Annotated in this window: 25 protein-coding genes, 1 pseudogene and 1 riboswitch; of the genes and pseudogenes, 11 read left to right on the top strand and 15 right to left on the bottom strand. The window is 38.3% G+C overall.

Going from position 1 to position 24824, the window contains the following annotated elements; translation table 11 throughout:
- Positions 1–180 precede the first annotated feature (180 nt).
- Together uvsE (ACR65M_RS15425) and uvsE (ACR65M_RS15430) are read left to right on the top strand one after the other, a co-directional pair.
- On the top strand, positions 181–1134 hold the full coding sequence (uvsE, locus tag ACR65M_RS15425) for a UV DNA damage repair endonuclease UvsE (protein ID WP_341332624.1): 954 nt from the start codon (positions 181–183) through the stop codon (positions 1132–1134).
- A 58-nt stretch (positions 1135–1192) separates the two neighbouring features.
- On the top strand, positions 1193–2158 hold the full coding sequence (uvsE, locus tag ACR65M_RS15430) for a UV DNA damage repair endonuclease UvsE (protein ID WP_341332625.1): 966 nt from the start codon (positions 1193–1195) through the stop codon (positions 2156–2158).
- Between the two features lie 66 nt (positions 2159–2224).
- On the opposite strand, the gene ACR65M_RS15435 is transcribed toward uvsE (ACR65M_RS15430), so the two are convergent.
- A complete protein-coding gene (locus ACR65M_RS15435) occupies positions 2225–2650 on the bottom strand; it encodes a YugN family protein (RefSeq protein ID WP_440273738.1) in 426 nt (141 codons plus the stop codon).
- A 242-nt stretch (positions 2651–2892) separates the two neighbouring features.
- Between ACR65M_RS15435 and ACR65M_RS15440 the strand changes: the two genes are divergently transcribed.
- The 4 genes from ACR65M_RS15440 to ACR65M_RS15455 all read left to right on the top strand — a co-directional run bounded on the left by ACR65M_RS15440 (position 2893) and on the right by ACR65M_RS15455 (position 4790).
- Complete coding sequence (locus ACR65M_RS15440) at positions 2893–3141, top strand: transcriptional regulator SplA domain-containing protein (protein ID WP_099353271.1); 249 nt, start codon at positions 2893–2895, stop codon at positions 3139–3141.
- Positions 3138–4163: a spore photoproduct lyase gene (splB, locus tag ACR65M_RS15445; protein WP_341332626.1), complete on the top strand. Its 1026-nt coding sequence runs from the start codon at positions 3138–3140 to the stop codon at positions 4161–4163. The genes ACR65M_RS15440 and splB overlap by 4 nt, the downstream gene beginning before the upstream one ends.
- Positions 4164–4252: 89 nt before the next feature.
- The gene (locus ACR65M_RS15450; RefSeq protein WP_165918263.1) at positions 4253–4399 is read left to right on the top strand and encodes a hypothetical protein; all 147 of its coding nucleotides are present in this window, start codon (positions 4253–4255) and stop codon (positions 4397–4399) included.
- Between the two features lie 25 nt (positions 4400–4424).
- Entirely contained in the window at positions 4425–4790 is a 366-nt protein-coding gene (locus ACR65M_RS15455; RefSeq protein ID WP_341332627.1) for a carboxymuconolactone decarboxylase family protein, read from the top strand.
- A 97-nt stretch (positions 4791–4887) separates the two neighbouring features.
- On the opposite strand, the gene ACR65M_RS15460 is transcribed toward ACR65M_RS15455, so the two are convergent.
- Positions 4888–5322, bottom strand: coding sequence for a DUF2383 domain-containing protein (locus tag ACR65M_RS15460; RefSeq protein WP_341332628.1), 435 nt, complete (start codon positions 5320–5322; stop codon positions 4888–4890).
- 139 nt (positions 5323–5461) lie between these two features.
- Here ACR65M_RS15460 and ACR65M_RS15465 point away from each other — a divergent pair, with 139 nt between their 5' ends.
- Positions 5462–6544 carry a hypothetical protein gene (locus tag ACR65M_RS15465; RefSeq protein WP_341332629.1) on the top strand — a complete coding sequence of 361 codons (1083 nt, stop codon included), beginning with the start codon at positions 5462–5464 and terminating at the stop codon, positions 6542–6544.
- Between the two features lie 6 nt (positions 6545–6550).
- Positions 6551–7762 (top strand): amidohydrolase family protein, encoded by a 1212-nt coding sequence (locus ACR65M_RS15470; RefSeq protein ID WP_341332630.1) that lies wholly within the window; start codon positions 6551–6553, stop codon positions 7760–7762.
- An 81-nt stretch (positions 7763–7843) separates the two neighbouring features.
- On the opposite strand, the gene ACR65M_RS15475 is transcribed toward ACR65M_RS15470, so the two are convergent.
- From ACR65M_RS15475 to ACR65M_RS15495, 5 genes are all read right to left on the bottom strand, one after another.
- The gene (locus ACR65M_RS15475; RefSeq protein ID WP_440273739.1) at positions 7844–8839 is read right to left on the bottom strand and encodes an MsnO8 family LLM class oxidoreductase; all 996 of its coding nucleotides are present in this window, start codon (positions 8837–8839) and stop codon (positions 7844–7846) included.
- A 152-nt stretch (positions 8840–8991) separates the two neighbouring features.
- On the bottom strand, positions 8992–9540 hold the full coding sequence (locus ACR65M_RS15480; protein WP_440273740.1) for an NADPH-dependent FMN reductase: 549 nt from the start codon (positions 9538–9540) through the stop codon (positions 8992–8994).
- Between the two features lie 230 nt (positions 9541–9770).
- On the bottom strand, positions 9771–10826 hold the full coding sequence (locus ACR65M_RS15485) for a C45 family autoproteolytic acyltransferase/hydrolase (protein ID WP_440273741.1): 1056 nt from the start codon (positions 10824–10826) through the stop codon (positions 9771–9773).
- Positions 10827–11001: 175 nt separating this feature from the next.
- Entirely contained in the window at positions 11002–11226 is a 225-nt protein-coding gene (locus ACR65M_RS15490) for a DUF378 domain-containing protein (RefSeq protein WP_121448858.1), read from the bottom strand.
- A gap of 82 nt (positions 11227–11308) precedes the next feature.
- On the bottom strand, positions 11309–11887 hold the full coding sequence (locus tag ACR65M_RS15495; protein WP_440273742.1) for a TetR/AcrR family transcriptional regulator: 579 nt from the start codon (positions 11885–11887) through the stop codon (positions 11309–11311).
- Between the two features lie 178 nt (positions 11888–12065).
- Between ACR65M_RS15495 and ACR65M_RS15500 the strand changes: the two are divergent.
- Positions 12066–12985 (top strand): annotated as a pseudogene (locus tag ACR65M_RS15500) (DsbA family protein).
- Between the two features lie 67 nt (positions 12986–13052).
- Here ACR65M_RS15500 and ACR65M_RS15505 read toward each other — a convergent pair.
- Positions 13053–13790 carry a pirin family protein gene (locus tag ACR65M_RS15505; protein WP_440273743.1) on the bottom strand — a complete coding sequence of 246 codons (738 nt, stop codon included), beginning with the start codon at positions 13788–13790 and terminating at the stop codon, positions 13053–13055.
- 182 nt (positions 13791–13972) lie between these two features.
- Between ACR65M_RS15505 and ACR65M_RS15510 the strand changes: the two genes are divergently transcribed.
- Both ACR65M_RS15510 and clpP read left to right on the top strand, forming a co-directional pair.
- Positions 13973–14689, top strand: coding sequence for a sigma-70 family RNA polymerase sigma factor (locus ACR65M_RS15510; protein ID WP_440273744.1), 717 nt, complete (start codon positions 13973–13975; stop codon positions 14687–14689).
- 4 nt (positions 14690–14693) lie between these two features.
- Positions 14694–15296: an ATP-dependent Clp endopeptidase proteolytic subunit ClpP gene (gene clpP / locus ACR65M_RS15515; protein ID WP_440273745.1), complete on the top strand. Its 603-nt coding sequence runs from the start codon at positions 14694–14696 to the stop codon at positions 15294–15296.
- Between the two features lie 68 nt (positions 15297–15364).
- Here the strand turns inward: clpP and ACR65M_RS15520 are convergent, their stop codons facing one another.
- The 7 genes from ACR65M_RS15520 to ACR65M_RS15550 all read right to left on the bottom strand — a co-directional run bounded on the left by ACR65M_RS15520 (position 15365) and on the right by ACR65M_RS15550 (position 24474).
- A complete protein-coding gene (locus ACR65M_RS15520; RefSeq protein WP_440273746.1) occupies positions 15365–16681 on the bottom strand; it encodes a Na+/H+ antiporter NhaC family protein in 1317 nt (438 codons plus the stop codon).
- Positions 16682–16714: 33 nt separating this feature from the next.
- Positions 16715–17479: an SDR family NAD(P)-dependent oxidoreductase gene (locus tag ACR65M_RS15525; RefSeq protein WP_440273747.1), complete on the bottom strand. Its 765-nt coding sequence runs from the start codon at positions 17477–17479 to the stop codon at positions 16715–16717.
- A 126-nt stretch (positions 17480–17605) separates the two neighbouring features.
- Entirely contained in the window at positions 17606–18709 is a 1104-nt protein-coding gene (locus tag ACR65M_RS15530) for a 5-methyltetrahydropteroyltriglutamate--homocysteine S-methyltransferase (protein WP_440273748.1), read from the bottom strand.
- A gap of 118 nt (positions 18710–18827) precedes the next feature.
- Positions 18828–18929: riboswitch (SAM riboswitch) on the bottom strand.
- A 111-nt stretch (positions 18930–19040) separates the two neighbouring features.
- Complete coding sequence (locus tag ACR65M_RS15535) at positions 19041–19919, bottom strand: DMT family transporter (RefSeq protein ID WP_440273749.1); 879 nt, start codon at positions 19917–19919, stop codon at positions 19041–19043.
- Positions 19920–20117: 198 nt separating this feature from the next.
- Positions 20118–21644, bottom strand: coding sequence for an AbgT family transporter (locus ACR65M_RS15540; protein ID WP_440273750.1), 1527 nt, complete (start codon positions 21642–21644; stop codon positions 20118–20120).
- A 31-nt stretch (positions 21645–21675) separates the two neighbouring features.
- Positions 21676–22857 (bottom strand): amidohydrolase, encoded by a 1182-nt coding sequence (locus ACR65M_RS15545; RefSeq protein WP_440273751.1) that lies wholly within the window; start codon positions 22855–22857, stop codon positions 21676–21678.
- Positions 22858–23205: 348 nt separating this feature from the next.
- On the bottom strand, positions 23206–24474 hold the full coding sequence (locus tag ACR65M_RS15550; protein ID WP_341332649.1) for a mechanosensitive ion channel family protein: 1269 nt from the start codon (positions 24472–24474) through the stop codon (positions 23206–23208).
- Between the last annotated feature and the right edge of the window lie 350 nt (positions 24475–24824).

Consider the following 24824-nt stretch of genomic DNA (forward strand, 5'->3'; position numbering starts at 1 on the left):
AAATCCTAAAATTTCGCTCGATCCCCATCATCTCCCCATAAAAAATAGAAACTTCCGCATAATAACATCATATTCTCCTTACATTAAATATAACAAAATTCTGGGACACAGGGACAGGTCCCTTGTCCCACTGCAAATAAAAAAGGGACTGGAGAACCCCCGTCCCAAAAGAGGGTAAAAATGAGAATTCGTTTTGGTTATGTGGCAAATGCATTAGGTTTATGGGATTCAAGTCCTTCTAAATCATTAACTTTCACACGGTATGCAGCACTTCCTAAAGATGAACGTATGGATAAGCTAAAATTTGTGACCGCACAGAATTTACTCCATACAAAGAGGATTCTGCATTATAATATCGCACATGAAATTGAGGTTTACCGGCTTTCAAGCTCACTTGTCCCCTTGGCCACCCATCCTGAGGTCTTGTGGGATTTCATCACTCCCTTTAAGAATGAATGGGACGAGCTTGGGCGCCTTATCCAACAATTTAATATGAGGGTGAGCTTTCACCCGAATCAGTTCACCCTTTTTACAAGTCCAAGAGATGAAGTCACGACGAACGCTGTAAGCGATATGGAATTCCATTTCAAGATGCTTAAAGCATTAGATGCGCTTGATAAAGGAGTTCTTAATATACATATTGGTGGTGCATATGGTGATAAGGAAACATCATTATCACGTTTTCATCAAAACCTTAAACAACTACCAAATGAAATTAAAAAACAAATGACACTTGAAAATGATGATAAAACCTATGATGTAGAAGAAACACTGATTACCTGTGAAAAAGAAAACATTCCAATGGTCCTCGATTACCATCACTATATGGCAAATATAGGAGACGTCGACCTCTCTCTTTATTTGGAACGTATTTTCAATACTTGGAATGACAGGGTGACTGTACCAAAAGTGCATATTTCATCACCCAAATCAGATAATGCCTACCGTTCACACGCTGATTTTGTGTCATTAGACTTTGTCATGCCTTTTTTAATAATGGCTAAGGAACTTAATGAAGATTTGGATATCATGATCGAAGCGAAGCAAAAAAACCTTGCCATGCACAAACTTGTTGAAGAAATATCGAAAATTAGAGGAGTAAAGCGAACATCTAGTTCAACTGTGGAGTGGTAGGGACAAACAGCCCCTTGTCTCACTTGTAAACATGAAGAAATATGTGAGGTGAATGATTGTGACAAAGGTACGTCTTGGCTACGTGGCAATGAGTACAGAACTTAAGAATGCTTCCCCTTCAAAAACAATGACATATGCCCAATTTCAAAAAATAGAGGACAGAGAGGCTGCGATTCGCAAATTGGAGAGGATTGCCCTTTCCAATTTACATAATACACTTAGACTACTAAAGCATAATGCGGCATCTGACATTCATTTTTACCGGCTTACCTCTCGACTCATTCCTTTAGCCAATCATGAAGAACTGCTTGATTGGAATTATATGAAACCATTAAAGGCAAGTCTACGAGAAATAGGAGATTTTGTAAAAGAACATGATATCCGGGTGGATTTTCATCCAGATCACTTTGTTCTGATTAATTCTCCTCAAGTGGACATTCTTAAAAATTCAGTGCGCACCCTAAAGCTCCACTATCTTCTCTTAAGGGCTATGAGGCTAGATCCCACTCATCGTTGTGTTATGCATGTCGGAGGCAATTATAAAGAAACCGATGTTTCGCTTGAACGTTTTGTTACCAATTGGATGGAGGTTCCGGCAAAAATTCAAAAGATGATTATGCTCGAAAATGATGATACATCATTTACTCTAGAAGATACCCTATACTTATGTGAAAAATTAAATATTCCACTTGTTTTTGATTATCATCATCATCTTGCCCACCATGAGAATCCTAATTGGAAAATGCATTGGGATAGGATTGTGCAAACATGGAAGCATTCACCGCTCCCAATCAAAATGCATATTTCAAGTCCAAAAAGCAAGGAAGCGTTTCGTCATCATTCAGATTTCGTCGATATTGAGATGTTCTTTACATTTTTAAAAGAAATTAAAGGGAGTGTTCCACAAATCGACTGCATGATCGAAGCAAAGAAAAAAGACGCTGCACTCTTTCAACTAATAGAAGAAATCAAAACGAGGGATGACATAGAAATAATCGACGGCTCTTCCTTCTATTTAAAATAATTGGGACACAGGGACAGGTCCCTTGTCCCAAAATAAAAATGGGACAGGTAACCTGTCCCTTTCCCATTAGGATACTAAGTCTCTCATGGAATTATATATGCGTTCTACTATTTCAACACCAGCTTGTTCCCATCTGCTTTTATCGGATATACGCCCATCCTTATCAAGCGGCTCTTGGAATTGATCAAGTCCAGTTGTTGCAGTGACAAATGAGTTTTCATCATGGTCAAGACCAAAATTCACAATATGCTTTATGACATATGGTGTTCCAAATTGAATTTGGGCACTCGAATGATCCAGCATCCCTTCCACAACGAAAAAAGGAACCCGTAAATAAATCGTTTCTCCATTTTCACGCGATAATACCGCATCAAACTTTCCTTGATCGTATTCAAAATTACTACAAAAACTGCATCCATGGGAATCAAATATATCTCTGACCGCGCCAAAGTTTGCTTTTTTCCCATCGATTACTGAATTTAATGCAATCACACTATTCACCTCTACTAATCATAGTTACTATTGGTAGTATTTTCAAAATGGGATAGGAACATACATGGTTGCATGAAACCTCTTCTTTTTCCATAATCAAACAGACATAACTTTGGGAATGAATAGCAAAAATGAGTAAAAAGGATTTATCCTTTTTTATAAGGACACAGGCACAAGTTCGTTGTCCAAGCTAATACAAATTTTGGGACGAAGAATCTCTGTCCCACTGTAAAGGTGATGTTATGGAACAAATGTATCAGGCTGGTGATGTTGTTTATGTATTTTATCGAAATCCCCATACTCAAGACGTAGCTAATATCCAAGCAGCAGCTGTTGTAAATCACCCAGAAAGACCGAATGAGTTGGCCCTGTTTCTATATGAAACGTATTATCCATTATCAAATGAGGTTGCTGTTTATTCAACAGAAGAAGAAGCAAACCAAGCCTATCAGTATTACTATGGGGATGTTTCAGAAGGGACTTTCGAATGAAGCCATTTAACCCAAAGCTCATCTATTTTGAACCGAAAGCATTAGATTATCCGTTAGGAAAACAGCTCCTCGAAAAATTTGAAAAAATGGATGTTGAGATTCGATATACCACATCACACAATCAGGTAAGAAACTTACCTGGCGATAACGACTTCCAAAAATACCGTGTCGCTAAATCAACTCTTGTAGTGGGGATAAGAAAAACACTTAAATTTGACACCTCAAAGCCTTCTGCTGAATATGCAATTCCATTCGCAACAGGCTGTATGGGGCATTGCCACTATTGTTATTTACAAACAACAATGGGATCAAAACCATATATTCGTACATATGTAAATGTCGATGAAATTCTAGAAGCCGCTGATCAATATATGGAGGAGCGCGCCCCAGAAATAACGAGGTTTGAAGCATCCTGTACATCTGACATTGTAGGGATTGATCATTTAACACATACTCTAAAAAGAGCGATCGAACATTTTGGTGAATCAGAGTATGGCAAACTACGGTTTGTGACAAAATTTCATCACGTCGATCATTTATTAGATGCCAAACACAACGGCAAAACTAGGTTTCGCTTTAGTATGAATGCTGATTATATTGTAAAAAACTTTGAACCTGGAACATCCCCATTAGAAAAAAGAATTGAGGCTGCAGGTAAAGTTGCAAGGGCTGGATATCCTCTTGGGTTCATTATAGCCCCTATCTACCTCCATGATGGATGGGAAGATGGATACTATAAGATGTTCGAGCGTTTAGAGGCAGAATTACCACCAGAAGCCAAAAAGGACTTAACTTTTGAATTTATTCAGCACCGATTTACCAAGCCAGCAAAAAGGGTTATCGAAAAAAATTACCCAATGACTAAATTGGAACTGGACGAAGAAAAAAGAAGGTATAAGTGGGGTAAATACGGGATCGGGAAATACATCTATCAGAAGGATGAAGAAGAGGATATTAAAAAACACCTCTATTCGTATATGGAAAAATTTTTCCCTAACGCAAAACTAGAATACTTCACATAAATCAAGGTAACAATACCGTTGGACAAGGTATCCTTGTCAGGGACAAAGGGACAGGTCCATCGTCCCAAAAAAATGCAGAGGTGAAAATGATGGCAAAGCAAAAAGGAAATAACAACGCGAAACAACAAAGAAATAATGATGTTGGTTCAGGATCAAGATACCATGAAAAACATGCGAGCCATGTTCCAGATTATGGTGCTAATAGCATGGACCCAAATGCAAAGGGATACAAATAAGCTTTCGAAAAGAGGAATCAATATTATGGATTTTGAAGCGAGAAATTCAACGGAGGCTGCCCTCCTTGATTACAAGACCGGTATTGGTACTTTTACTCAAAAAATGCCAAAGCTTGCTGAATTATATAATGCTTTTACAGAGGAATGTTTTAAAGAGGGAGTATTATCTCAAAAACAAAAACAACTTATTGCTTTAGGAATAAGTCTGTATTCACAAGATGAATATTGTATCATCTACCATACAAAAGGCTGTTTAGATCAAGGTTGTTCTGAAGAGGAAATTCTCGAAGTTGTCGGTGTAACCGCTGCGTTTGGTGGAGGAGCAACCATGAGTCAAGCCGTTACCCTTGTTCAGGATAGTATTGAAGAATTGAACCAATTAAAACAGTAAATCTTTTAACCCAAAGACAGTCTTCTTAGGCTGTCTTTTTTCCACTAAAAAACACACCCTTAAGTGTTAATGAGTGTGTCATACGATGATTTAGAGTTCATCCATTAAGTAAGGCTTTTATCTCTTCTGCATGTCTCCGACTTGTATCGATTACCTTTTTAGCTATTTTCCGGCTTTCTGGATCAAGGTCTCCCTTAACAAGTTCCTCTGAATATTCAACTCCATATTTATCTAGCCCTTTTATAGCATCTTCCATAATATCTACTGGATCGTCGGAAAGTATCATTTTATGCATGGAACTGTGGATTCTTCCTGAAAGACCCTCGTTGTTCGCAGGCACACCATTTAAATTCTGGATTCTTTCAGCGATTATTTGAGCATTTTGCTTTGTCTCTTGTTGCATCGCTTGGAACCTCTGTTTTAACACAGGATCGTTAAGATTTTGAATATGATGTTCAAATGCACGAATGCCCATATAACATCCTCTTAATAAAGTGTTTAGTTCCTCAACCACGATTTCGTTATTATTCATATTCTCACACTATTCCTTTTTCCCTTATTATGAAGAATCGAAAAGAAATTATGCATGAAGAGGAAACCACTATACATGCACCTATCCTAATTTTAGACATAAATTGGATAATGATAACTATATGTCGGGAGGACTCAGCATGGAGAAGAACAAAACTCCACAAGCCGCAAGAGCAAATTGGCATTTGTGGGAAATCATCGGGGTTATTTTAGTTTTTGGCTTACTGCTTATTTTATTACTTTCTCCTAATTCTATGTCTACGCTTTTCGATACCATCATTCAAGAAGTAAAACCAGTTGTTGTAGATATTTTCCTCACAAGTGAAATTGGTATCGCTATTATTGTAAGCGTTATCGTTGGTAGGATACTAGAAAGATTAGGTTTTACAGACGGGTTAATTCGGATTTTTGTCCCCATTATGAAGTGGTTTAAAATCAATCCTTCAGTCATCATTCCCAGTGTATACAATATTCTTGGAGATATAAATGCAGCTGGAAAAATTTCTGGACCGATTTTAGTAAAGGCAAACGCTACAAAGGCTGAACAAAAAATTGCCGTTGCAACCATGATTCAATCACCCCAATCCTTTGCTACCTTTGTTCTTGGACTGATTGCTCTTTCCGTTTTTGGAATAAATGCCTTTCCATTAGTAATTTTATCTATTTTTGTTCCAATTGTGATTGTTCCACTCCTTCTATCAAGAACGATATATCGAGATACAAAAAAAGTAGAACTTACCGAGTTACCACGTTTTACACCCAACACACGGTTTTTAAACACGATTTTTGCATCAGCTAAAGAAGGTGCAGAACTTCTCTTTCTTATTATCATCCCTGCTGTAGCTGCTGTATTCTTTTTCATCGGCGCATTAAAATTTGCGGGTGTCTGGAGCTTCATTGAATCAGGTCTTTCTTCAAGTCTAACGTTTCTAAGTATCGAACCTGCTACTGGAATCGTTTCCGTACTTGCTGCACCAACATTGGCAGTTGCTCAACTTGCTGACCTTGCTGCAACCATTGATCCCCGATTAATTGTTGGTTCGTTTGTTCTTGCCAATTCAGGATTGCCATTATCTGTCATCTTTGGTCAGGTTCCTGTCACTTGGGCTGAAACCTCAGACCTTACTGAAAGAGAAGCACTTGGTGCAGCCGTAATTGGACTGATTATCCGCATTGCCACAGCCTGTGTACTCGGCTACTGGCTAACTCCATTTTTGGTGTGATGGTCGATGAAATATATTATTCGCGGAAAAAAACTCATTACAGTTTCAGAAGCGGGGACGATTGAAAATGGTGGAATGTTGGTCGAAAACGGATTAATTAAAGTGGTAGGTACCTGGAATGATTTAATAACTCAATACCCTGATGTAGAGGTGGTTGATTGTTCAAAGCATGTGATTACACCATCGCTTGTTGACTGTCATACCCATTTACTTGAGTTTGCGCCCACCTCGCTTTATCCGGTCACTCCTGAGACCCATTTTATTGCCGGAAAAGGAATTCTTTTTAAAGCTTTATCCTCTGGGATTACGGCAATAGGTGAGCAAATATGTGGTCATCCACTATGTGATTTTTCTATAAGTGATTATCGTGAAGCAGTGGCTGATTTTCCAATGGATATCTCGTTTGCAACGACAAGCATCTCCATCGGCTTTGAAGAACTTGCCCATTTCACATCAATTACCGAATCAACGGCCGTTACACTAGCTGACTTAACTTCATCCACTCTTGTAAAAAAAATAGCCGAAAACAGTGATTATCCAGGTGAAAATATATTTATCAATGCCACCCCAGCTAATTTTACAGAGGATGTAGTACCAAAAGCAGGCGAAATCATTTATACCAGTCAACAGCTGCAGGAAATTGTCACTCTATTTCATGAAACGGGTAAGAGAATTGGTTGCCATGTTGCCGGTAAAAAAGGGATTGATCTGACCCTCGAAGCAGGATTTGATGTCTTGCACCATGCCCACGGGATTACAGATGAGCAGATTGATCAGGCTTCTGGGAAAGGAATACAAATTGTGGCAACTCCTATGGGCGGAACACATCTACCACCGAACTCACCTGCGGAAATTAAGAAGTTGGTACAGAAACAGATTCCTGTGTCTATTTCAACAGACGCATACTTGCCACCTTATCCTGGGGTTCCATGGCTGCCGTTTCAGGATTGCTCTTTAAAAGGGCCCGATTCTTTGATGCTAATTGCTGGGCCTGCTATGAAACGTTTAAAGGAGAACTATAATGAAAACGATATTCTTGCATTATTAACTGCAAATCCAGCTAGGATCCTAGGTAAAGAAAAACATTTCGGGATGTTAAAACCAGGACTCGAAGCCAATTTCCTAGTCGCCGAGGGCATACCTGGTTTGGAAATAACAGATGTAGAACAAATTAAAAAAATCTACTATAAAGGAATCAAAGTAATTGAACGAGGCTGAGTGGGTCGTAGGGTTGTGGGTCAAGGGGACAGGTCCCTTGTCCCTGTAAATATATGGTGGAACTAGGGGCCCTCTTTCCGATTATATTAATTCTTTAGCAAGTAATCTGTATACATTTAGTCGTTTTTCTTGTGAATGCGGGATGCTACAAATCATTGCTTCGTCAAAGCCATATACCTGCTGCTCTTGACGAAGTCTTTCAGCTACTGCTTTAGCTGATCCAACTAAGTGAAGTTTTTTGCGATTTTCTTGTATCGTCATCCGTTCCACTTCGGTTAACGGATAATCTTGTGCTTCCTCTGGAGTTAACACCTGTCCAAGCTTACCTCTCATCAACCATAGTCGCGCTATGTCATGTGGCAATGCTTCAAACTCAGCTTCCTCTTCTGTCTCTGCAGTGGTAACCATATAGGAAACTGTAATCTGTGGCTTTTCCATGAAGACGGTTGGTTTAAATTCTTCTTTATACAATCCTAGTATATCCTTAGTCATCTCCCCACTGAAAAACTGTGCAAAGGAATAACCAACACCCATTCTTCCTGCCATGACAGCACTGTTTCCTGTTGAACCTAATAACCATGCTTCAGGCAGTACAACTTGAGAAGGGGTTACGATTGTATTTTTATAGAGTGGATGGTCAGGTACTTCGTCTTTGATCATATACAATGCTTGGTCGAATTTTTCGTACATATTATTAATCATTGGTTGGCGACCTTCAGATAATGCATAAATTGCGTATTGATCCCCACCTGGTGCACGCCCAACTCCAAAATCAATTCTTCCTGGAGAATATGAACTTAATGTTTTGAACACCTCGGCAAGCTTTAATGGGGAGTAGTGCATCATCATGACTCCACCTGTTCCAATTCGGATCCGCTTTGTTTTCGCCGCCAAATGTGCTACAGAAATCTCAGGAGCAGAACTAGCATATGAGCCGGTTCCGTGATGCTCAGCCATCCACATCCGATGGTATCCTAATTCATCAGCCAAGATTGCTAGTTCCTCAGCTTTCTTCAACGCATCCGCAGGAGAATTTCCTTTAGTAATCGGCGCTTGATCAAGAACACTTAATCTCATTTCAGAATACTCCTTTCTATGTAATGGTAACAGGAATCCATGTCTTGTCAGGAAAAATATGGTGGGACGTGGGACCTGTCCCTCTGTCCCAATTTGTCTGTCTCTAAAAATAAAGTGCCAGCATCCTTCAAGGGGCTAGCACCATTTTTGATTTAGTTTGTTTTTGCGAAATCGAGAAATGCTTCAATTTTACTATCTAAAAAGCTTAGTGTTGACTCGTCATCGAGTTGTCCAGTTTGTTCATCCACTTTTTGTTGTACAGTGTTAATTAGAATTTCATTAGCACCTGGAGGTAAAATATTTGCTTGGATACCTGGGGCAACTAAAATATCACGTAAATGCAATTGAGCACGAATCGTTCCCATCATCCCTGGAGTAGCTCCAAGTGTCATGACCGGTTTGCCGATGAATACTTGCTCCACGCGTGAAGTCCAATCTAAGGCATTTTTTAATACACCAGGAACCGACCAGTTGTACTCAGGTGTAATAATAATAACACCGTCCGCATTGGCAATGGCTGCTTTAAAATCCTTTACAACCTGTGGCGGATCTAATTCATCATCTTGATTAAAATGAGGTAAAGCACCGATGTCAGGTATTTGCATGTTCAATTTATCCTTATATCGTTCTTGCATGGTTTTAGCGACTTGCATATTAAATGAATTTTTTCTCAAGCTTCCTACGAGTGTTACGATGTTCATTCCTTTTACCTCCCAAGAATTAATAACATTAACACTTTCACATTATAGTAATTTGTCCCATTTTTCAAACACATTGCTCTGCAAGCATTAACCAAAACATTAGCCAATTTGACAAAAAAGCGTTCTGCCTCCCAGAAAAGCACAAAAAAAACACCAGCCCCTCCCCCCGTCGTAGGGTAAGAGACTGGTGGGACACAGGGACCTGTCCCTCTGTCCCAGAGTGCTCCTCCTTATTTGAACCAATCTGCTTTTTCCATGTTTACGAATGGGATATCTGTGTCAACTTCCCCTTCAATTTTTGCAAGTGAATAATCAGCGCCATTTAACCATTCGGCAAAGTTAAATATGGTGGGTTCTTGGTCTCCACCGAGTGCGCACCAGGCTTCAAGTTTCTTTGGAAAATAAGCTGAGGTATGTATGGTTCCGGCCCAGCTTCCATAGAGCTTAGAGAAAACTCCTTTATCCGTATCATTTAAAAGTCGAAACGCCTCCAGCCCATTTAAATGATTTTTCTCTTCTATAGCCTGCAGCCTTTTGTTGGAATCATCTAGGACTCGGCGATTTTCTTCTGTTAGGATTTTAAAATGATTCGTACAATTATATCCCCGCCGTACCCCTACTCTTCTTGGTGATGTTTCGACAATAAATGGCATCTCACAGGTTGAATCGAATAAGACATAACTAAACGATCCGCGGTGTGGAATTTCTTGTAACAACTGGACGGCCTCTTCTGCATTAGAGCAAAGTTCAAGAATCAGTCTTCCAATCATATAACAAACAAATCCGTTCCCCGGACGTTTTCGATTCATAAAAGTATATCCCATCGTTAACCCATTCTCGTTGATGCCATCAGATCTGCCTGTAATTTTTTGTGTTAAACCAAGTGTTGCATAACCGCCATCTGTTGGTTGAAAAGTAACCAAACGGCCATCGTATGTCTTCGGATGGTAATCATAATTTCGAATCATATAATCTTCCCCAACTAATATTGAACAACCTGATGGTCGGATATTGACCCTGTAGCCTCCAAATTCCATTAAGACCTTATCCAGTGACCATTTCAAAGCATCCTGCAGCCCCAAAAACTCATTCCAAATAAAAGGGGCCAACCGCTCAAATACTTGTTTCGTCTCATCAATGTCAATTTTAAATTGTGGTTTTCTCAGCTTCCACTGTTGCTCCCGATTCATCACCAAAAATGAATTCCTCAAAAGCTCCCCTTGCATAAAACCAAAATCATAATGACTACCCCGAAACTGAATCACATCCGCAAAAATTCTCTTCATATTTATTCCTCCTCATTGACATGCCCATTGTCTGTTTAAAATCCGGCAGGACAAGATATGTATCTTATTTTCCCATCTATCCCCTAAATAAAAAAGACTGCACTACAGAAACGTAAAAAAAGATCAAACCCTTTGGCTTGACCTTTTTTTTCGGGAGTATACTTAATTTGATTGCTTAGGTTCTGCTAGTCTCAGGGACAGTTTCTCTGTCAGGTTTAAAGAGAAGCACAAGACTGTATAAACCACTTAATCCAACTAAACTGTATATAATCCTTGATAAAATGGAATCCTGGCCTCCAAAGATTGCAGCTACCAAATCAAATTGGAAAAACCCAATAAGTCCCCAATTTATTGCACCAATTATTACTAAAGCTAGAGCTAGACGTTGTAATCCATTCATATTTATCGCCCCTTAATTTTAGTAATAATAGGTTTTGCAATAAAAAATAAAAATATACACACATGTTCTATAAAAAGTTGCCTTAGTGCGCATCTTTCTTCTCCTTCAATTTTATCCCGTGCTTTAGATAAGGAATAACTAATTTAATCATTTCTTCTGGACTAACACTATTCGGATTTCTTCTCCATTCTACGGAAACCCCGTACATTCCCCAACTTAACATGACCGATGTAATTTTCAATGTATTTTCGTCATCTGTAGGTTGCTGTTTTTTTAACATTTTATAAAAAATGACTTCAAGCTGATCCCGGATAATACGTGCAATCGTATCTTCATACCCACGGTGACATCGATTTGATAATGACAGTTGAAAAGTAGTAATTGCTTTAAAGATACCTATAAATGTTTCTTCATTTAATTCACTTTGTTGATAGGACTCGCTATTTAAATTTATGAGCAAAACTTCAGATAATACCTTTTCCAACAGATCATAAATATCCTCAAAATGATAATAAAAAGTTGCCCGATTAATCATGGCTTCCGTAGTGATGTCTTTTATCGTAATGTCTTTAAATTCCTTTTTCCCTGAAAGCTCAATGAATGAATCCATAATTAACTTTCGCGTACGTGAGACTCGCGGGTCAGTTTTTTCTTGTGTCATTTCATTCTCCCCCTCCCACTTTTCCAACAATTTTTGTGATGTGTTGGATATCCGACAAATCAAGTCATCTATTGGTTTATATACTTTTCATTATCCACTATATTGAAAGTACAAAGCAAACAAATTGGGACGAAGGAGCTCGTCCCAGACTCAAAAAACAAAAAGTGAGGGATTTCATATGACAAACAACAATTTAATGTGTGATTTGGAAACTGGTATTTGTGGTGTAGCAGGTGACGATGACATGGAAGTAATTGAGTTTAACCAACCAAAGAAAACAATTGATTTATATTATGTGACAGATCCAATCTGCTCACATTGCTGGGCGCTTGAACCTACTTTTCGTCGTTTCAAAGAGCAATATGGACATTATTTCAATTTCCACACCGTCCTAGGTGGATTACTTGAAAAATGGCATGGCGGGCCTGTTGATCCGGCAAACGGAATTCATGGTCCTGCAGATGTTGCTGGCCATTGGAGAGAAGTTGGGGAATATTCACGTATGCCGATTGATGGATCATTGATGATTGACAATCCGGTCCAATCTTCTTCCCACCATCTCGTGTGTATAAAATCATTCAAAAAAATCATGGTGATGACAAAGCAAATCAATACTTACGGCATGCTAGAGAAGAACTATTTGCCTTCAATAACAACATCGCTGAAAAATCTGTAATGATTGAAAATGTGAATCATTTAGGATTAGACGGAGAAGCAATCGTAAACGAAGCCGAATCGGAAGTTGGCCAACAATTATTAAATGAAGACTTTGCTCTTGCAGCAAAACTTGGTGCCAGAGGCTTTCCAACAATTATTATGGTGAATGAAGAAAATAAAGGGGTTAAAATTGTAGGTAGCCGTCCATTAGATTACTACATTTCCGGACTATCGAAAATTACAGGTGAAGATACACTACAAGCAAATCAGCAACCTGCGCTTTCTGACTTGCTTGAAAAAGAAATTCTATTTGCAAAAGAAATTGAAGTTATGTACGATTTGGAACCTGCTGCACTTCAAGCATTCGTTAAGAACCAGTTAAAGCCAGGCACGTTTGAAGAAAAAGAACTCCTTGGCGAAAAATACTTTGTGAAAAAATAATGGGACACAGGGACAGGTACACTGTCCCAGAAAAAATTTGGGACGCGGGACCTGTCCCCGCGTCCCACTAATACGCCCTTTTACCACTGATCGTTCCCTCCATCGACATTTGTGCATTCATGTCGACATAGAATAATAAAGCTGTTGTATCTGATACTGCAGTTATTATAGGTAGTGGCTCCTCTAAATCCGTAACAGCTTCCAGTTTTTCAATCTGAATGTCCCCAACAGCAAGCTCACCAACTACAACATATAAAAATGGTAATAAACCTTGATAAACTGGTATTTCTAATTGCTCCCCTTGCCTCAGGTGTGCATCATGAATATAGACATTTTGTCTAATCTTTAGTGGCGCTTTACTTTCTTTAGGTCCTACCATGAGATACCAATCCCGGTTTCGGATGGGCTTTTCATGAAAATGAATCGTTGGTTCTAGATCGGTTTCATAAGGTCGAACAAAAATTTGGAGCATCTCGACATGATCATTTTTCACTTTTTCCTCATGCCAAAAGCTCCGACCAGCGCTCATCATCATTAAGTGACCAGTCGTTATTGGCACCTCTATACCCGTTGAATCCTTATGATGCATTATGCCACACCATACATAACTTAAAATCTCATCGTTCACATGCTCATGCATCTTTATCGTTAATCCTTTTTTCATGACAGCATGATCAATGATACTTAATGGGCCGAACGCAAAATCTTTATTCTCCTCTAAAATATCGCCAGGCTGAATTCTTGTGATTGTAAATGGACCCTTGTATGGTTGCCAATGCTTCTCAGCAGAAAGTTTTTGTAACATTAGAAGGTCACCTTTTGTCTTTTTTTTATATTATAACAAACCCTGCTAATCGTTTCTTGTTCAGGACTTTCACCTTGCATATAATGGAAACTAAGTAATCCCTGAAAATTTTTTTAGCCCCGTATCTTTTCATACCCTTTTTTTCGTTTATAAAGTAGAGACGCGCTGAAGGAGTGATTGTTTTGCATAGTAGGCTTTCTAATAAATCTGTGGATTTCAAAGGTCATGAGGATAATTTTTCTGAGGAACAGCTTGATGAACTATATCCTAAGCTTCGACGATATTGTCAATTTATGTCCCAAAACAGCTGGGATGGAGAAGATCTCGTTCAGGAATCTTTGATAAAGGCTTGGAACCATTACAAGCATAAGACTGTTTCAACAGCTTTGTTGAATAAGATTGCTCGAAATGAATGGATTGACACAATCCGCAAACGAAGCAAAGAGTCACTTGAAGCTATTCCGGAACATGCTTACCATGAAACACCTCTGATTGAAGACCGGTTTGAAGCAGTTCAACAACTGATTCATAAGTTAACACCGAAACAAGCTGTTATGTTTGTCTTAAAAGAAGGATTCCAATTCCAACTATCTGAAATAGCCGAAATTCTAAAAATAAACGAAACGGCTGTTAAATCTGCAATCTATCGAGCGAAACAGAGAATGACTAACAATGAGGATAATGAAAATAACCCATTAATAAATATGTATTGGTCAGATCAAGACCGTGAGAAACTCAAAAAAGTATTTCATGAATCCTTTAGGACTCAAGATCCATCCATCATAATCAAGACTATTCCTTTTATCCATTCAATCACCAAAAATTCAAGTCCTACTTGCATGAAGCATAAATCACGTCTCTACAAACTTCCTTCAAGTACTGTCTCTATGGCTGCATAATTAGATGCAAGCGAATAAGGAGGAAAATAAGATGAATTCGATACCATATGTAATTGAACAATCCAGTCGTGGGGAACGATCGTATGATATTTACTCGCGGTTATTAAAAGATCGTATTATTTTGATTGGTGACGAAATAAATGATGCTGTTGCAAATAGTGTCGTTGCGCAGCTATTATTTTTAGCCGCTGATGATCCTGAAAAGGATATTTCTCTCTATATCAACAGTCCTGGAGGTTCAACAACTGCTGGATTTGCCATTTTTGATACGATGCAATATATCAAACCAGATATCAGGACCATTTGTACAGGTATGGCTGCATCCTTTGGTGCCATGCTTTTGCTAGCCGGAACAAAAGGAAAAAGATTCGCCCTTCCAAATAGTGAAATCATGATCCATCAGCCACTAGGTGGAGCACGTGGGCAAGCCACTGAAATTGAGATCTCTGCAAAACGAATTCTTAAGCTTCGAGAACATATCAATCAAATCATTTCGGAACGCACAGGTCAACCTGTTGAGAAGGTAGCAAAGGATACCGATCGAGACTATTTTATGAGTGCAGAAGAAGCAAAGGAATACGGGATTATTGATGGAATCATTAAATAACCATCTTTTTATAAAAAAAGCGAATACCACTCTCAAATGGTATTCGCTTATTACTTTATCATGATTTGTTATGCAGCCTTTATTTTTTTACTTTTATTTCGTTCAAATCTAGGAAATCCAATTAGAATAGCAATAATACCACATATTAAAATTGCGATTGGATAAAAGGAATATTTCAAAATGCTTAATGGCGAAATTGCCGCTAACCCTGATGCGACTAGCATTTGTCCTCCATATGGAACAAGACCTTGCCAGCTACTAGAAAATATATCAAGAATACTTGCAGATTTTCGTGGATCAATTTGGTATTCATCAGCAATATTCTTAGCCAATGGACCAGTGATAATAATAGAAATTGTGTTGTTAGCAGTAGCTAAATCTGTCACACTAACCAATCCAGCAATTCCAAACTCTGCCCCTTTTTTCGTTTTAATTTTACTCGTTACAAAGTTTAGAAGCCATTGGATACCACCGTTATGCTGGATAATGCCAATCATACCTCCGATTAAAATCGCAACAATGGCTAAATCCTCCATATTAATAACACCTTGGGAAACAGCTTCTATAAATCCAGTCAAAGTGTAAGAACCATCAACTAAACCAATAATCCCTGCAAAAATGGTCCCACCTAGAAGAACAATTAACACATTCACTCCCAGTAAAGCAACAATTAGAACGGCTAGGTATGGAACTACTTTAATAAACTCATATGAGTAATCGCCCAAAGTTTCTACACTATTACCAGCAGTAACAAACCAAAGAATGATTGCAGATACGATAACGGCAGGTAACACAATCAGAAAATTGGTTTTAAATTTGTCACTCATTTTCGTTTGCTGTGTTCGAACCGCTGCAATGGTAGTATCAGATATCATCGAGAGGTTATCTCCAAACATCGCTCCACCAATTACCGTCCCCATTGCTAAAGCCAGCGGTATCCCAGTTTGTTCTGCAATGCCAATGCCAATTGGCGCAAGTGCAGCGACCGTTCCCATTGACGTTCCCATGGATAGAGAAATGAAACAACCGACAACAAATAATCCGACCATTAATAGATTACTAGGAATAAAGGTTAACCCCATATTTACGGTAGACTCAACTGCCCCCATACCTTTTGCAGTTTCAGCAAATGCACCTGCTAAAATAAAGATAACCGCCAATAGCATAATGTTGGGGTGTCCAGCACCTTTTGTAAATATATCAATTTTCCTAGATAATTTTTCCTTTTTATTCATTATTAATGCAACGGCAGAAGCAATAATAATCGCAACATTTAGTGGCATATTTGAAAAATCACCGGAAATAGCTCCAGTGCCGACAAATAATAAGACAAAAATTAATAATGGAAACAACGCAGAGAAGCTTCCTTTTTTTACATCTTCCATTTCTACCTACTCCTTTCGTTTTAAAAGATTAAATCAATGCATCGTCATTCCACCCGTAACATTAATCCCTTGCCCCGTCATATAATCCGAGTATGTTGAGGCTAAAAACACTACAACATTTGCGATATCTTTAGGTTCAGCCGTTCTACCTAGCGGAACCTGAGAATAGTCCTCCTGTCTTATTAGCTCAGCAGTAAGCCCTCTTAATTCACCGCCTATTACTCTTTCCTTACGCTTCATGTCAGTTTCTACGATTCCAGGACAAACCGCGTTCACATTGATTCCATCTTGAGCCAATTCAATTGCCATAGTTTTTGTAAAGCCTAATACAGCATGTTTGGAAGCAACATAGCTTCCCATTAATCGGTACCCATTTTTACCCGCTTGCGAGGAAATGTTGATAATCTTCCCACCTTGCCCTTGCTTTTTCAGAATTCTTGCGACAGCTTTACTGAACAGGTATACTCCTTTTGCGTTCACGTCCATCACAAGGTCCCAGTCTTCTTCCTTTATATCCACGGAGTAATCCATTTTTGAAATTCCGGCGTTATTCACTAAAATATCTAAACGCCCAAAATGCTCCATTACTTCTTGAACCGCTTTTTCAACCTGTGCGGCTATTGTAACGTCTGCCTGGAAGTAAACTAACTTTTCATTGGGCTTTTCCGTATTCCATTCTCTATCCACTACAGCTACTTTAGCTCCACACTCCAAAAATGCGTCCACAATCGCTTTTCCGATTCCTTGGGCACCGCCTGTTACAATGGCTACTTTTCCTGTTAAATCCATGCAATACATTTTAATATCCTCCATGCCTTCACAAAAAGTATTCATGTCTGATTACTTGGTTTTATCCTGTAAAAGAAACAGGTACACCGTCCCACCTGCTATTGCAGTTGGACGGGAGACCCGTCCCTGTTTCCCTTATCCCCAAATTTCTTTGGAGATATCTACAATGTATTTCAATTTCGCCCATTGCTCTTCTTCAGTTAAAATATTTCCGTGGTGAGTCGAAGCAAAACCACATTGCGGGCTGATACATAAATTTTCAAGTGGTACAAATTGTGATGCTTCTTTTACACGTGCGATAATATTCTCTTTAGATTCTAATTCTCCACGCTTTGATGTAAATACACCAAGAACAACGCGAGGGCCATCATTTGGGATATGCTCTAATGGAGTGAAGTCCCCCGAACGATCGTCATCATACTCTAGGAAAAAGCCATCCACTTTTTCTTTCGCAAAAAGAGTAGGAGCAATTTTTGCATAGCTGCCTTCGAATGCCCAGTTAGAGCGGTAATTTCCACGACAAAGGTGGGTGGTGATTGTTAAATCTTCTGGCTTTCCCTCTAATACGCCGTTAGCAACTTTTAACGCTAATTCGATTAATTCTTCACGTGTTGAACCACTATCATTAAAAGGAATCTCCGGTGCGTTGAGACCTGCTATGTAAACATCGTCTAGTTGTAAATAGCGGCAACCTGCCTCATAAAAGGCTTTAATGGCATCTCGATATGTTTGAATAATATCATTCGCATATTCCTCAAGGTCAGGATAGATCTCCTTGTTCCGGATTCCAGCATTAAACAATTGATTCGGACTTGGAATGGTTTGTTTTGCTACCGCACGGTCACCCACGATTTCTTTAAATTCAATGAAATCTTTAACATGTGGGTGATCAGGATTAAAGGAAATCTTCCCAATAACTCGCACGTCGTATCTCTCGGTCTCTTCTCCCTTGAACTTAAAACCATGGTTTGGAACGTAGCCCTCTACTCCATTTAAATGCTCTAAGAAATCTGTGTGCCAAAATCTGCGGCGGAACTCACCATCTGTAACGGCTTGTAAGCCGATTTCAATTTGTTTATCCACAATCTTTTTAATTTCTTCTGTTTCAATGTCATGAAGTTCTTGTGCTGAAATTGCTCCTGCTTGAAAATCCTTTCTTGCCTGATGAATTACTTCTGGACGTAATAAACTTCCTACATGATCTGAACGAAATGGAGCCTTTACTAACGTTTTTGTCATTTTAAAACCTCTCCTACCTTTTAAAATTTGGGACAAGGGACCTGTCCCTCCATCCCACACAAAAAACCCTCTTCTTGGAAATAAGAAGAGGGTTGGAAAGACATATGAAGTCCCGCTCTTCTTATCTTCTAGCTTGTTGCTACTGGAATTGGCACAGTACTTTAAAAAGTCTGTTGCCGAGGCTTCAAAGGGCCAGTCCCTCCACCTCTCTGGATAAGAAAATTCAAAATATTAAATTATGAATTAAACTTTACGCTCATTTGTAAAAATTGTCAACACTAATTTTTAAATAAATAATTATAGTATCGACCTTTTGTGTTCTTCTTACTCCCTATGACTTTCTAGCGTTTTTCCAATTAATCTCACTTATAAAGGTAGATCCCAAGATTAAGATGCCACCCACAATTTGTATTAGGTTCATACTTTCATTTAAGATAATGGCCGCCATGATTACGGCGGAAATGGGGTCAATATAGCTTAACACGGCAATGGTTTGGCCCTTTAATTTTTTTATTGCAGAAAAATATAAAAGGTACGCTACCCCTGTATGAATGATCCCCACCATCAATAATAGACTGATTGACTGTAGATCAAGTCCTGAGTAATTCAGGCTTTGCGTTGCTAGAACGTAAGGAAACAATACAATTGAGGCCATTGAAAGTTGCATAATTGTAGTTTCAAAATCTGATAGGCCCTTGATAAACTTATTAATGAGAATCATACTTGCGTAAAACGCCGCAGCCAATAATCCGTTCAATATGCCTACAGGATGATTGTATGTTCCAACCGTTGTTTCAGCACCTGGATTAACAACTAAAAGTAAACCTACAAAGGCGAATACAATGCTAATCCCCTTCATCCATGTCCATTTTTCCTTCAGTAATAATGGAGCCAAAATCATAACAAACACTGGGGCAAAATAATAGCTTAGCGTAGCATTTGAAATAGTTGTATACCGATAAGATTCAAATAAAAAAATCCAGTTAAAGCCCAACGCGGCCCCTGATAAAAGTAGTAAGATAAGGTTCCGTTTTGACATTTTCAATGAAAACTTCTGCTTAACTAAAAAACTAGCACCAATTAAAAACAAACTTCCAATTGTTCCACGAAATAAAGCCATTTCGCTCGAAGAAAGATCAATATTCTTCACAAATAACCCTATACTGCCAAAAATCAGCATCACTACTATAAAAATAAACTTTGCCTTCATTACCCTTCTCCTATTATAGGCCTCTCCCTCTTCCTATAGGACACGAGGGCAGGCGCAAAATGTCCTAAAACTAAATGAAACAGAAAACCTCAATTTATGAGATTCTCTGTTTCACATGTTACATTGCTTTATTTAAATTGTCAGCCTATATTTTCATTTTCGGAATCTATTACGTAAAAAGTCTCGTAATCTTTTCCTCTATAAATGAATCGGTCCCTGTGGTCCAACTGGAACACCGATTAGGTACCAAACCACAGCAATTATGATCCAGAATATACCGAAGAATACTGTGTATGGAAACAGTCCAGAAATCAATGTACCTAACCCGATATTTTTATCGTATTTTTTCGCAAAAGATAATAGCAGTACTAAATAAGGAAGCATCGGTGTAATAGGATTTGTAATGGAATCCCCAACTCGGTAAATGGCTTGTGTAAACGCCGGGTGGTAATCCAAATACATAAACATCGGTACAAAGATTGGAGCAAGGATCGCCCACTTTGCTGATGCACTTCCAATTAGTAGATTTACAAAAGCAACAAAAATAATGAACAGAACAATTAATGGAACACCTGTTATTCCTATATCATTCAGGAAATTAGCCCCTTTAATCGCAATGATTGGACCTAGATTACTCTCGCTAAAGAATGAAAGTAATTGTGCAGCAAAGAACACTAAAACAATGTATGGTCCCATCGTACTCATCGATTTACCTAAGATATTTCCAAAATCTCTTGAACTAGTAATTGTCTTGGCACCCAGTCCATAGAAGAAACCAGGAATAAAGAAGAAGATTGTTAAAATTGGTACAATCCCTGAAATTAATGGTGAACCATCGATGATTGAACCAGTTTCCGGATTTCGTAAAATGCCATTTTCAGGAATAATTAATGCCAATAAAACAATCACATAGACAGCTGTTGATATTCCTGCCCATTTTAGTCCACGACTTTCTTCTTGTGAAATTGATTCAATTGCCTCAATTTCACCTGTATATTCCCCGAATCTTGGAATCGTGAACTTATGTGTAACCCATAAAGAAATAAATAAAAGGACAATGGCAGATACCACTATAAAATAATAGTTCATTGCAGGATTTGCCGCATAATTAGGATCTACAGTTTGAGCCGCTGGACCAGTAAAGCCAGCAACTAGTGTATCTGACATCCCGATAATGAAGTTCGCAGCAAAAGCCCCAAGAGTAGAGGCATACGCCATAACGAGTCCGACAAGCGGATGATATCCAAAAGCCATCAATACACTTGCTGCAAGTGGCGGCAATACGATTGGACCTGCATCCCCTGCTGCGTTCCCTACAATCGCAATTAAAATTATGATTGGAATAATTAGCTTTTTGGGAGTCGTTAAGACCGCACGCTTCATAATCGTTGAGAAGAATCCACTATTTTCAGCCATTCCAATCCCAATCATCATAACAAGAACCATACCAAGTGGAGCAAAAGAGGTAAAGTTCGTTACTGAATTTAGTAAAATTGCAACTAGACCATCACCAGTTACGAGATTAATTGCCTCCACTGCTTCCCCTGTCGTGGGATGTGTTGCTGATACATTGAATAACGATGCAATATAAGATGAAATCAAAGTAATGGCACAAAGAATAATGAACAATACGATTGGATCAGGTAACTTATTCCCTGCGTACTCAATCGAATCTAGCATTCGATTAAAAAAGGTATTATTTTTTTTCGTTGTAGTTTGCGACATACTATCTCCCTTCATTGGTGCATATGCTTATTTATTGTTGGGTTAAAGTTAATGCTGTAAAGACATGGAATCGTAATCCGTCTTTCAATGCTTGTTCATCAATATCAAACTTCGGATGATGGTGTGGATACGTGATTCCCTTTTCTTCGTTCCCTGCACCAATAATGACAAAGCAACCAGGCTTTTCATTACTGAATGCAGAGAAATCTTCTCCACCAAGAAGAGGATCAACCCACTCAAGTGTTCGATCAGGTAAGAACTCTTCAAGAACCTGTACAACTTCATCTGTTACGTGTTTGTCATTCATTACCGAACTATATCCATACGTATAGTTTACCTTTGCTTCAACACCGTTTGCTTTTGCAATCCCTTCAGTAATTTCAATGATACGATTTTTTACAAGTTCACGTACTTCAGGACTTAATGTTCGAACGGATCCACCAATTTCAACAGTATCTGGGATGACATTCAACGCTAACCCACCAGCTTTGAATTTAGTCACAGACACTACACTCGGTTGTAGTGGGTCAATGGACCGTGAGACTATATGATTAAGGCCAGTAACAATTTGTGCACCAGTCGCAAGAGGGTCAATTGTTAATTGAGGAGTTGAAGCATGTCCCCCTTTACCTTGTAATGAAATCTCAAACACATCACTTGCTGCTGTTAAAGCTCCATAACGGATGTGAATCGTACCAAAGGGAACTGTTGAAAATAAATGGACACCGACAACCTCATCAACTCCGTTAAGTACCCCAGCGGCAACCATCTCTTGTGCGCCTCCAGGAGGTAGTTCCTCTGCGTGTTGGAAAAGAAAGACGATTTCTCCACTTAAATCTTCTTTATGCTCCGTTAAAATCTTAGCTGCTCCTAACAACATCGATGTATGACCATCGTGTCCACAAGCATGCATGACACCATCTTTCGTTGAAGTAAACGGAAGCCCAGTTTCTTCTCTAATAGGCAAAGCATCCATATCTGCACGGAGAGCAATGACTTTTCCTGGCTTAGATCCCTTTAAACGGGCTACTACACTTGTTTTTGTCGGTCTTGATAATTCAAAACCACCAAAGCTTTCAAGAAGGTCATATACAAATTGAGAGGTATGATCCTCTTGAAAAGAAAGTTCCGGGTTTTGATGTAAATAACGACACCATTCGATTACATCCTGGTAAACATCATCTAATTGTAGAAGGATCTCATTCTTTTTCATAGTAACATCTCCCATTTCTTAAGTAATTTTTATAGAGCAGATCTGATATATAGTTTCTTAGAAAAATACTTTAGTACGTTAATATGATATAAGAATATACAAACTATTTCAATGGAAAATTATATTAATATTTTTCTGAATTAATAGTTTCATTTTGTTTTTCGTCTTAATACGAGTACACAGCGCCTGAATTACCCTGTGTTTTGCGGAATAAATCCTATTTCAAAAAACAAAAAGGCAATACCCTATAGGATATTACCTTTAATAACTATATCTTTTGTTAGAATTCTATTTATGTGCGTTATACCTAACTTAATATATTACCTTTTTTTCAATTATTGTAATATATCAATTTTCCCGTTCTCTGAACATTGTATCCTCTCCATTTTCAGCCACAATCGACTTAAAATCATGACCGGATGGATTTTGGAATAAGCGTATTCCAAACTCTGGAGCAACTGCAAAAAGATGGTCAAAAATATCAGCCTGAGTCGTTTCGTATACGTCCCATCTTACATCATTAGTAAAGGCATATATCTCCAGTGGTAATCCGTTCTCCGTAGGTGCCAATTGCCGTACCATCAATGTCATATCCTGATTGATACCGGGATGTTTTTGAAGATAATTGCTAATATAAGCCCTAAATACACCGACATTTGTCAAAGCCCTGCCGTTTACTGGATTACTACGATTAATATCATGCTTCATGTTGTATTCTTCAATTTCATGTTCTCTTTTTGTAATATAATCCGCTAGATAATGGATGTTTTTAAATTTCTCAATCATCTCTTCCGTACAAAATGAAATACTCGTTGAATCAATAAATAATGATCGCTTGATTCGTCGTCCACCGGATGTTTGCATTCCTCTCCAATTGATGAATGAATCGGATATAAGAGCATAACTTGGAATTGTCGTAATCGTTTTATCAAAATTTTGCACCTTAACTGTAACTAGAGATATGTCAATAATATCCCCATCTGCGCCGTACTTTGGCATTTCAATCCAGTCACCAACCCGAACCATATCATTGGAGGTCAACTGAATTCCTGCTACAAGCCCTAATAATGAATCTTTAAATACCAACAAGAATACAGCTGATAGTGCACCAATCCCACTGAGAAGAATAAAAGGACTCTTCCCCATTAAGTTTGCAATAACCAGGATGAATCCAAGGGTTATTACGACAATTTTCACAACCTGAACATATCCTTTTATTGGCCTAGTTTTAGAAATTTCATATGTTTGATAAATATCATTTATTGCATTTAAAATTCCATTAATAACCATTAATGCCACAATAATGATATAGACATTTGCAGCCATTCTAATAACATCATCATACGGCTCAAAGGTAGAAGCGAAGAAGTGAATGATAATTGCTGGAACAATATGGGATAGTCTGCGGAAAACCTTCCTCTCAAGAAGCATATTATCCCATGTAAATTTTGTACTAGTTACGATTTTTGTGATAATCCTAATGATCACTTTTTTTGTAATAAAATTAGCGATAATACAAAGAAGTGCGATAAAGAGAATCATTATTATCGTTGAAAGATACTTAACTACTGTTGGGTCCAATTCATATTCTAAAAGATATTTCTGAATTAATTTCATTTGTCTCCTCCATGGTATGTAAATTTCTCTGTTATCTTCTAAGGTGTATGAGTTCACCACGTATTGTGAGATGCTTTTTATTATATCAAATAATTTCTCCCTTTCCTTCATAAACACACATTAGATTTCGATAAACCAATCACCATACAAATTATTCGGATTGTAACAAATAATTACGTCTATATATATTAAATTGTTTTCTCAAAAAAAGACCTGACCACAAAAGTAGCCAAGTCCCTTTTTGATATTGTGGGTTAAACTCTTTTTAAATACTTGATGCTAGACTAAAAAGTAGACACAGATTGTTATAATAAATATATCAACTATAACGAGGTGTGTCTGTATGGCAA

This window comes from Ferdinandcohnia sp. SAFN-114 (genome assembly GCF_059415045.1).

Coding starts and splice junctions, on each gene's coding strand:
- ACR65M_RS15440 (WP_099353271.1), top strand. CDS start 2,893: ATGGAACAAATGTATCAGGCTGGTGATGTTGTTTATGTATTTTATCGA.
- ACR65M_RS15505 (WP_440273743.1), bottom strand. CDS start 13,790: ATGTTACAAAAACTTTCTGCTGAGAAGCATTGGCAACCATACAAGGGT.
- ACR65M_RS15525 (WP_440273747.1), bottom strand. CDS start 17,479: ATGTATTGCATGGATTTAACAGGAAAAGTAGCCATTGTAACAGGCGGT.
- ACR65M_RS15530 (WP_440273748.1), bottom strand. CDS start 18,709: ATGACAAAAACGTTAGTAAAGGCTCCATTTCGTTCAGATCATGTAGGA.
- ACR65M_RS15475 (WP_440273739.1), bottom strand. CDS start 8,839: ATGAGATTAAGTGTTCTTGATCAAGCGCCGATTACTAAAGGAAATTCT.
- ACR65M_RS15450 (WP_165918263.1), top strand. CDS start 4,253: ATGGCAAAGCAAAAAGGAAATAACAACGCGAAACAACAAAGAAATAAT.
- ACR65M_RS15535 (WP_440273749.1), bottom strand. CDS start 19,919: ATGAAGGCAAAGTTTATTTTTATAGTAGTGATGCTGATTTTTGGCAGT.
- ACR65M_RS15465 (WP_341332629.1), top strand. CDS start 5,462: ATGGAGAAGAACAAAACTCCACAAGCCGCAAGAGCAAATTGGCATTTG.
- ACR65M_RS15545 (WP_440273751.1), bottom strand. CDS start 22,857: ATGAAAAAGAATGAGATCCTTCTACAATTAGATGATGTTTACCAGGAT.
- ACR65M_RS15470 (WP_341332630.1), top strand. CDS start 6,551: ATGAAATATATTATTCGCGGAAAAAAACTCATTACAGTTTCAGAAGCG.
- ACR65M_RS15520 (WP_440273746.1), bottom strand. CDS start 16,681: ATGGAAGATGTAAAAAAAGGAAGCTTCTCTGCGTTGTTTCCATTATTA.
- ACR65M_RS15460 (WP_341332628.1), bottom strand. CDS start 5,322: ATGAATAATAACGAAATCGTGGTTGAGGAACTAAACACTTTATTAAGA.
- ACR65M_RS15455 (WP_341332627.1), top strand. CDS start 4,425: ATGGATTTTGAAGCGAGAAATTCAACGGAGGCTGCCCTCCTTGATTAC.
- ACR65M_RS15490 (WP_121448858.1), bottom strand. CDS start 11,226: ATGAATGGATTACAACGTCTAGCTCTAGCTTTAGTAATAATTGGTGCA.
- clpP (WP_440273745.1), top strand. CDS start 14,694: ATGCAAGCGAATAAGGAGGAAAATAAGATGAATTCGATACCATATGTA.
- uvsE (WP_341332624.1), top strand. CDS start 181: ATGAGAATTCGTTTTGGTTATGTGGCAAATGCATTAGGTTTATGGGAT.
- splB (WP_341332626.1), top strand. CDS start 3,138: ATGAAGCCATTTAACCCAAAGCTCATCTATTTTGAACCGAAAGCATTA.
- ACR65M_RS15480 (WP_440273740.1), bottom strand. CDS start 9,540: ATGAACATCGTAACACTCGTAGGAAGCTTGAGAAAAAATTCATTTAAT.
- ACR65M_RS15550 (WP_341332649.1), bottom strand. CDS start 24,474: ATGAAATTAATTCAGAAATATCTTTTAGAATATGAATTGGACCCAACA.
- ACR65M_RS15540 (WP_440273750.1), bottom strand. CDS start 21,644: ATGTCGCAAACTACAACGAAAAAAAATAATACCTTTTTTAATCGAATG.
- ACR65M_RS15495 (WP_440273742.1), bottom strand. CDS start 11,887: ATGACACAAGAAAAAACTGACCCGCGAGTCTCACGTACGCGAAAGTTA.
- ACR65M_RS15485 (WP_440273741.1), bottom strand. CDS start 10,826: ATGAAGAGAATTTTTGCGGATGTGATTCAGTTTCGGGGTAGTCATTAT.